Source organism: Saccharopolyspora sp. NPDC002686 (genome assembly GCF_040295745.1).
GTDB classification, from domain to species: domain Bacteria; phylum Actinomycetota; class Actinomycetes; order Mycobacteriales; family Pseudonocardiaceae; genus Saccharopolyspora; species Saccharopolyspora oryzae.
Genome location: NZ_JBEOVY010000361.1, coordinates 1 through 7,645 on the forward strand (window position 1 = coordinate 1; position 7,645 = coordinate 7,645).

The following is a 7,645-nucleotide window of genomic DNA, read 5'->3' on the forward strand; positions in this document are numbered from 1 at the left end:
ACCTGGATGGTGGCGGCCCCGAACCCGGCGCTTACAGGTACTGGCCCGTGTTGGTGGCCGTGTCTATCGCTCGACCGGATTCCTGGTTCTTCCCGCTGACCAGGGTGCGGATGTAGACGATCCGCTCGCCCTTCTTGCCGGAGATGCGGGCCCAGTCGTCCGGGTTGGTGGTGTTGGGCAGGTCCTCGTTCTCGGCGAACTCGTCGATGATGGCGTCCTGCAGGTGCTGCACCCGCAGACCCGGCTGCTTGGTCTCCAGCACCGACTTGATGGCCGCCTTCTTCGCCCGGTCCACGATGTTCTGGATCATCGCGCCCGAGTTGAAGTCCTTGAAGTACAGGACTTCCTTGTCCCCGTTGGCGTAGGTGACCTCCAGGAACCGGTTCTCGTCGGTCTCGGCGTACATCCGCTCGACCGTGGTCTGGATCATCGCCTCCACGCACGCCGACTTGTCCCCGCCGAACTCCTTGAGGTCCTCCTCGTGGATCGGCAGCTGCCCGGTCAGGTACTTGGAGAAGATGTCCTTCGCGGACTCCGCGTCCGGACGCTCGATCTTGATCTTCACGTCCAGCCGGCCCGGCCGCAGGATCGCCGGGTCGATCATGTCCTCGCGGTTGGAGGCGCCGATGACGATGACGTTCTCCAGGCCCTCGACACCGTCGATCTCGCTGAGCAGCTGCGGGACGATGGTGGTCTCCACGTCGGAGGACACACCGCTGCCGCGGGTCCGGAAGATCGAGTCCATCTCGTCGAAGAACACGATCACCGGGGTGCCCTCGGAGGCCTTCTCCCGCGCCCGCTGGAAGATCAGCCGGATGTGCCGCTCGGTCTCGCCGACGAACTTGTTGAGCAGCTCGGGGCCCTTGATGTTCAGGAAGTAGGACTTGGCCTGACCATCGTCGTCCCCGCGCGCGGCGGCGACCTGCTTGGCCAGCGAGTTGGCCACGGCCTTGGCGATCAGCGTCTTGCCGCAGCCCGGCGGGCCGTAGAGCAGCACGCCCTTGGGTGGCCGGAGCTGGTACTCGATGTAGAGGTCGGAGTGCAGGAACGGCAGTTCCACGGCGTCGCGGATCTGCTCGATCTGCCCGGACAGGCCACCGATGTCCTGGTAGCCGACGTCGGGCACCTCCTCGAGCACGAGGTCTTCGACCTCAGCCTTGGGCACCACGTCGTAGGCGTACCCGGCTTTGCTGTCGACCAGCACCGAGTCGCCCGCCTTGAGCCCGGAGGCCGCCAGCGGCTCGGTCACCCATACCACGCGTTCCTCGTCGGTGTGGCCCAGGACCAGCGCGCGGGGGCTCTCCCCGGCACCGCTGGACAGGAGCTCCCGGAAGGTGCAGACCTCACCGGTTTGCTCGAACGCACCAGCCTCCACCACGGTCAGTGCCTCGTTGAGGCGCACTGACTGGCCCAGTCTCAGTTCCTCCGTCTCGACGTTGGGTGACACCGCCACCCGCATCTTGCGACCAGACGTGAACACGTCGACCGTTCCGTCCTCGAAGCGGTTGAGGAACACCCCGTACCCGCTGGGGGGCTGGGCGAGTCGGTCGACTTCTTCGCGCAGCGCCATCAGCTGGCCCCGCGCTTCCTTCAGGGTCTCGGTGAGCTTGCCGTTCCGTTCGGTGAGCTGACTCACTCTCTCGGATGCCTCGGCCAGCCGCTTTTCCAGCAATCGGACCTGTTGGGGCGACTCGTTGAGCCTGCGGCGCAGCAGTGCAACCTCGTCCTCCAGGAGACGGATCTGGCTGCGGAGTTCTGCAGTGCCACCGCTGTACTGCTCGCCGCCCTCCTCTGGCCGGCTGCCGGGACGGTCGTGCTGCATGTCGGCACCCTCCTCCCGTGCTCGTACCACCACGGTACCGGCGATCACCGACGACGGCGGCGTCGTGAATGTCCGCCGGATCGCCCAGCGTGCCACAAAAATCCGCGAATACCCACGAAGTGGAGCAGGTTGGTGCCAGTGGGTCGGCGGTGAGCTGATCGGGACGGACACGGTGCGTCGACGATCATGGTCCGATCGATACGTTGCGCAGCGGCCCGCGCGGTGCCCGAGGCCCCCCACCAGCACCGGTTTTCCGTTGCACCGCACGGATCGCGCCCACCGACCGGCATCCGGGTTAACGACTCCGGCAACCGGGTGGCGTTACCCAGGGGGCCCGGTCGGAACACCGTGAACTTCTCCCATCATTTGGAACAACCGGCATCTCCGGCCACTTCCCACCGGTGAGGCGCCCATGACGATTCGGCGCCGAAAAGTCCACTCCGTGCACGTCGCGCTGCGCGCTCTGATCTACTTACGGCCGCCGCGCAGACGGCCAGCAGCACGACGCAGACCTCCGGGGAGGAGTCCATGACCTATCCGCCGCAGCAGCCTGGACAGGGCGGGTGGGGCCAGCAGCAACCCGCGGGCAACGGGTTCCCGCCGCAGGGACCTTCGGAAACCCCGCAGCAGCAGCCCGCCTTCTACGGCAACCAGCACACCGGCTGGGGCCAGCAGGGGCCGGATCAGCAGCAGCAGGCGCCCATGCCCCCGCAGTGGGGCAGCGAGTTCGGCCCCGGTTCCTGGCTCCAGGAGCCCAACGGTTTCGCCGACGTCGAACCACCGCAGAAGAAGAAGTCGAAGCTGCCGCTGATCCTCGGCCTGGTCGGGGTGCTCGTCGTCCTCGCCGGCGGTGTCGTCGGCGCGTACTTCTGGCTGGCCAGCGGGCCGGGCGAGGCCAAGCCGGTCGCCCAGGAGCTCGTGACCAAGGTCAACGCCCACGACTTCAAGGGCGTTCGAGGCCTGGTGTGCGAGTCGAACAAAGCCAAGCTCAACCAGGACCTGGACCAGCTCGAGCAGTGGAAGTTCAACGTCGAGCTCGGCCAGGTAACGGAGCGTGGCGAGTCGGCCACCGCGAAGCTCACGGGCACCTTCACCGCCGAGGGGAAGGCCCACCCGGTCGACCAGACCATGACGCTCAAGGTCGAGAACGGCGAGTGGAAGATCTGCCAGCTCGACCAGTGATCTCACAACCGAACAAATCGAACGAGGGGGACAAGACGTGACGTACCCACCGCAGCAACCCGGCCAGGGTGGCTGGGGCCAGCAGCCGGGCGGCCAGTACCCGCCCAGCGGTCCCCAGCCCGGCGGCCAGTACCCGCAGCAGCCGGGTCAGCCGCAGCCAGGCGGCCAGTACCCGCCGAGCGGCCCGCAGCAGGGCTTCGGCCAGCAGCCGGGCGGCCAGTACCCGCCCAGCGGCCCCCAGCAGCAGGCGGGCTTCGGTGGTCAGCCCCCGTACCCGCCGACCTCGCCGTACGGCCAGCAGGGCTTCGAGCCGCCGAAGAAGAAGTCCCCCCTCCCCTGGATCCTCGGCGGCGTAGGCGGTCTCCTGGTGATCGGCCTGGTCATCGTCCTGGTCGTGGTCTTCACCGGCGGCCCCGGCGACCCGCGCAACACTGCGCAGGCAGGTATCGACGCGATCAACGCGAAGGACTTCGCAACGCTCCAGACGATGGCTTGCCAGAAGGACAAGGAGCAGTTCCAGGAGATCATCGACACCATGGAGGGCAAGGGCGGCCAGCTCGGCGATCTCAAGGAGCTGGGCATGTCCGACGCCGACGTCAAGAAGATGATCGACGGCCTGAAGTTCGAGATGACCTTGGGCGAGGTCAAGGAGAACGGCGACAACACCGCGACCGCCAAGGTCAACGGCAAGATGACCTTCAACATGGAGCTCATGGGCCGGCAGATCAACGAGTCCCAGCCGATCGACGAAGAGTTCAAGATGGTCGTCGAGAACGGCGAGTGGAAGCTCTGCTGACAGCCACCCGATCAACAGAACGGCCCGCCCGGGAAATCCGGGACGGGCCGTTTTGCTGTTTACATGCGATCAGGGAGATCCATTCAAGCCTCCTTACAACAACATCCTCGACATCCGCAAACAATCGAACAAAAAGGGCAGTGAACCCCCTCTCACCCAAAAGGCCGTTGACGCTCACATGCGTGACCGAAAGGATGGCGTCGACCAAACGGTCATTTCATCGCAAGAGGGGAAAAATGCGAAAACTGGGGAAGCGAATCACCACCGTGGTCGCTACAGCGGCTGCGACTGCAGGTTTCGCCGTCGTCCTGGCGGCACCGGCCCAGGCACGAGCGTCGCACTGCCAGGATTTTTTGTCATCCAAGGGGTACGTGGTCGGCCCAGGCGCCATTAACGCCTGCGCCGAAGGCGAACACGGCGGCCTTCCTGGACAATTGTCCTGTCACGATCAGCTCAGAAGCATGGGCGTCGAGTCGGGCGACGCTGGCGAAGCATGTCAGCGAGCCGCCAATTGGGATTGATCTCCAAAGGATCAGGAAATATCTCCGATAGCCTGGGGTTATGAGAACGGCCCGCCCGGAATCTTCCGGGCGGGCCGTTTTGCTCTGGGTTTCAGCCCTTGCTGGGGCGGCGTTGGACTCGGGGTGGGGTTACGTCGTCCGCGAGGCGGCGGGTGACGAGGAGGAATGCCGTGTGGGCGACCATCCGGTGTTCCGGGCGGACCGCCATGCCGACCACGTGCCAGGGGCGGATGAGGGTTTCCCAGGCCTGGGGCTCGGTCCAGTTCTGCTGTTCGCGGATCGCTTCGGTGACGCGGGAGAGCTGGGTCGTGGTCGCCACGTACACCACCAGGACGCCACCGGGGACCAGCTTCTCGTGGACCTTGTCCAGGACCTCCCACGGGGCGAGCATGTCCAGCACCACGCGGTCGACCTGCTCGCCGTCGTAGTCCTTGAGGTCGCCCAGGGTCAGCGTCCAGTTGTCCGGCTTCTCGCCGAAGAAGCGCTTCACGTTGCGCTCGGCGTGCTCGAGGTGGTCCTCGCGGACCTCGTAGGAGGTCACGCTGCCCTCGGAGCCGACCGCGCGCAGCAGCGAGCAGCTCAGCGCGCCCGAGCCCGCTCCGGCCTCCAGCACCCGCACGCCCGGACGGATGTCGCCCCACATCAGGATCTGGGCGGCGTCCTTGGGGTAGATGACCTGGGCGCCGCGCGGCATGGACAGCACGTAGTCGGACAGCAGCGGGCGCAGGGCCAGGAACGACGTGCCGCCGGCCGAGGTCACCACCGATCCCTCGGGCTTGCCGAGCAGGTCGTCGTGCGCCAACGCGCCGCGGTGCGTGTGGTACTCCCCTCCCGGCTCCAGCACGACCGTGTACTTCCGCCCCTTGGGGTCGGTCAACTGCACCCGGTCTCCGGGCCGGAACTCACCGCTGACGGTGCTGCTCAACTGCTGCCTACCTTCTCGCCGCTGGTACAGCGCACCATCGTCGCAGAGGGTCGGACGACCTCGAGGAGCGGCTTCCGGCGCTCCGTTTCCGCTGGTCAGGTGTCGTGAGTGTTTTGGGGCGCTATAGCACCTCAAAGTGCTCACGACCCGCCACCAGCGGAAACGGGCGCGCGGCTCTCAGGTGCGGCGGGCGCGCAGTGCGGCTCGGAGGTCTTCGCGGCGGAGGACGCCGCTGGGGCGGCCTTCCTCGTCGATCACCAGGAACTGCCAGGCCAGGACCGTCTGCACGCGCTCCAGGATCGCCTCCGGCGACTCGCTGTCGAGCAGGATCGTGTCCGGGTCGACCGGTTCGGCCGCGCGTTCGGCGGGCTCGTTCGGCGCGTGGGTGGCCAACCGCTCGGCCGCGGTCTGGTCCAGCAGGCCCACCGCGATGCCGTCCGCGCGCACCAGCACCACTCCGCGGCCGGCCGCGGCCACCAGCGCATCGCCCACCGGGCTCTCCGCCGGGAGCTGCAGGACCGGGCGCACCAGGTCGCTCAGCTCCAGCCCGGGCGGCCAGCTCGTGCGCTGCTCCGCGGTCCGCTCGGCGTTGGCCCCCGCCACCACGAACCACGCCATCAGCACGCACACGCCCAGTCGCAGCCACTCGTCCTGCGCGTCCTGGATCAGGCCCACCAGCGCCCAGATGATCAGCGCGGCCGCCACCACTCCCGCACCGATCACGCCGGCCGTGGTGCCGACGCTGCGCCTGCCAGTGACCCGCCAGGTCAGCGCGCGCAGCATCCGCCCGCCGTCCAGCGGCAGGCCGGGCAGCAGGTTGAACACCGCGACCGCGAGGTTCGCCACGCAGGTCTGCACCACCAGCAGCCAGATCGCCCCGCCCGGCACCATCGCGAACCAGCCGATGCCGGTGGCCACCGCCAGCACCAGCGACACCGCTGGTCCCGCGGCCGCGATCAGCCCCTCCTGGGTGGGCTTGGGCGGCGTTCTGGAGATCTCGGTCAGGCCGCCGAGCAGGAACAACCGGACCCTGCGCACCGGCAGACCGAGCCGCAGGGCGACCAGGCAGTGCCCCAGTTCGTGGAGCAGCACCGAGATCGCGAGGAACACCGTGAACACCGCGGCGAGCACCGCGCTCTCCCACACGCCCGCGCCCGGCAGGATCCTGCCCACCAGCGGCGTGTAGAGCAGCACGATCAGCGCCGCGCCCAGCCACCAGGACGGGGACAGCATCACGGGCACCCCGGCGACCCGGCACAGCAGCAACCCACCGTCGTTGAGCTTCGGCCGGGCAGGCGGGGATGCGGTCGGTGGCATGCGCGCAGGGTAGTACCCCCGCTGTGAGGCGGATGTCATCCGCACTTGCCTGATCGCGTGTCGGACGGCTCGATTAGGGTTCCTGCCCATGGCGGAACCGGTGGGAACAGCAGCAAGCGGCGCGGTCCAGGAGCGCGGGACCAGACGTCCGGCCCTGTCGCCGTCGCGCGCCAGCGATTTCAAGCAGTGCCCGCTGCTGTACCGCTTCCGCGCGGTCGACCGGCTGCCGGAGACCCCGACCAGGGCGCAGGTGCGCGGCACCGTGGTGCACTCGGTGCTGGAGCGGCTGTACGCGCTGCCGACCGAGCAGCGCGACCCGGAGCAGGCGCGTGCGCTGCTCGAACCGGCCTGGGCCGAGCTGCAGGAGCAGCAGCCGGAGCTGGCCGAGCTGTTCGACGGCCCGGACGATCCCGAACTGGCGAGCTGGCTCAAATCGGCGACCTCGCTGCTGGACGCCTACTTCGAGCTGGAGGACCCGCAGCGGCTGGAGCCGGAGGCCTGCGAGCTTCGGGTGGAGACCGAGCTGGACTCCGGGGTGCTGCTGCGCGGGTTCATCGACCGGGTCGACGTCGCGCCGACCGGCGAGATCCGGCTGGTCGACTACAAGACCGGCGCCGCGCCGCGAGAGATCGGCGAGGCCAAGGCGATGTTCCAGATGAAGTTCTACGCCTTGGTGCTGTGGCGCACCCGCGGTGAGATCCCGCGCCAGCTGCTGCTGATGTACCTGGCCAGCAAGCAGCGCCTGGCCTACGCGCCGGACGAGACCGAGCTGCGCCGCTTCGAGCGGACGCTGGAGGCGATCTGGCAGGCGATCCTGCGCGCGGGCAAGACCGGCGACTTCCGCCCGAACCCGAGCCGCCTGTGCGACTACTGCGACCACAAGCCGCTCTGCCCGGCCTTCGGCGGAACTCCCCCGCCCTACCCCGGCTGGCCGGAACCGAACCCGGGCGACGAGTCCGTCCTCGACCGCACCGACTGACCCCCGGTTCCGCCGTCCCAACGCAAATTCCATTGAAATCGGACGCCCGATTTCAATGGAATTTGCGGGTGGATCAGTCCTCGTAGGGGTCGTAGTTGGCTGC

Annotated in this window: 6 protein-coding genes; 3 read left to right on the forward strand and 3 right to left on the reverse strand. The window is 68.0% G+C overall.

Annotated elements, in window-relative coordinates; translation table 11 throughout:
• Positions 1–31 precede the first annotated feature (31 nt).
• A complete protein-coding gene (gene arc, locus ABTZ89_RS32435) occupies positions 32–1,822 on the reverse strand; it encodes a proteasome ATPase (RefSeq protein WP_270953093.1) in 1,791 nt (596 codons plus the stop codon).
• A gap of 528 nt (positions 1,823–2,350) precedes the next feature.
• On the opposite strand from arc, the gene ABTZ89_RS32440 reads away from it, so the two are divergent.
• Positions 2,351–3,004 (forward strand): Rv0361 family membrane protein, encoded by a 654-nt coding sequence (locus tag ABTZ89_RS32440; RefSeq protein WP_351051947.1) that lies wholly within the window; start codon positions 2,351–2,353, stop codon positions 3,002–3,004.
• A gap of 37 nt (positions 3,005–3,041) precedes the next feature.
• Positions 3,042–3,800, forward strand: coding sequence for an Rv0361 family membrane protein (locus ABTZ89_RS32445; protein ID WP_351051949.1), 759 nt, complete (start codon positions 3,042–3,044; stop codon positions 3,798–3,800).
• A gap of 612 nt (positions 3,801–4,412) precedes the next feature.
• Here the strand turns inward: ABTZ89_RS32445 and ABTZ89_RS32450 are convergent.
• Both ABTZ89_RS32450 and ABTZ89_RS32455 read right to left on the reverse strand, forming a co-directional pair.
• A complete protein-coding gene (locus tag ABTZ89_RS32450; protein WP_351051951.1) occupies positions 4,413–5,246 on the reverse strand; it encodes a tRNA (adenine-N1)-methyltransferase in 834 nt (277 codons plus the stop codon).
• Positions 5,247–5,423: 177 nt separating this feature from the next.
• Positions 5,424–6,563 carry a site-2 protease family protein gene (locus ABTZ89_RS32455; protein WP_351051954.1) on the reverse strand — a complete coding sequence of 380 codons (1,140 nt, stop codon included), beginning with the start codon at positions 6,561–6,563 and terminating at the stop codon, positions 5,424–5,426.
• An 88-nt stretch (positions 6,564–6,651) separates the two neighbouring features.
• Here ABTZ89_RS32455 and ABTZ89_RS32460 point away from each other — a divergent pair, with 88 nt between their 5' ends.
• Complete coding sequence (locus tag ABTZ89_RS32460) at positions 6,652–7,542, forward strand: RecB family exonuclease (protein ID WP_270953085.1); 891 nt, start codon at positions 6,652–6,654, stop codon at positions 7,540–7,542.
• Positions 7,543–7,645: the final 103 nt, after the last annotated feature.

Excerpts from the sequence above, each read along its gene's own strand:
- arc (WP_270953093.1), bottom strand. The coding sequence starts at position 1,822 with ATGCAGCACGACCGTCCCGGCAGCCGGCCAGAGGAGGGCGGCGAGCAG.
- ABTZ89_RS32440 (WP_351051947.1), top strand. The coding sequence starts at position 2,351 with ATGACCTATCCGCCGCAGCAGCCTGGACAGGGCGGGTGGGGCCAGCAG.
- ABTZ89_RS32455 (WP_351051954.1), bottom strand. The coding sequence starts at position 6,563 with ATGCCACCGACCGCATCCCCGCCTGCCCGGCCGAAGCTCAACGACGGT.
- ABTZ89_RS32460 (WP_270953085.1), top strand. The coding sequence starts at position 6,652 with ATGGCGGAACCGGTGGGAACAGCAGCAAGCGGCGCGGTCCAGGAGCGC.